This is a genomic window from Pseudomonas sp. HY7a-MNA-CIBAN-0227, from assembly GCF_040310325.1.
Lineage (GTDB): Bacteria > Pseudomonadota > Gammaproteobacteria > Pseudomonadales > Pseudomonadaceae > Aquipseudomonas.
In genome coordinates this window covers 1-249 of the sequence record NZ_JBEOPT010000280.1, presented here as the reverse complement: position 1 = coordinate 249, position 249 = coordinate 1, and the positions used below count along the sequence as shown (strand labels likewise).

Here is a 249-nt window from a genome sequence, read left to right as displayed (position 1 = left end):
AGCATAGTTATACCACTAGCACCGCAAGCCATAGCTATATTGGAGCAGATGCAAAGCCTGACAGGTAATAGCAAGTATGTATTCCATAATCCAAGGCGTAGAACTGAGCCTTACCACCATACGCAAGAAATAAACAAAGTATTAAACAGTGATCTAATGAATAACAGGCAGGGCTATAAAGGTATTCATAGCCCACATGGTTTTAGAAGTAGCGCAAAAACCATGCTGATGGAGCGGCTAGGCTATGAC

The 249-nt window shown here is 42.2% G+C and carries 1 pseudogene; it reads left to right on the top strand.

Annotated features, from left to right (window positions below):
• Positions 1 to 48: 48 nt before the first annotated feature.
• Positions 49 to 249 (top strand): annotated as a pseudogene (locus tag AAEZ06_RS27915) (hypothetical protein); the annotation flags it as partial.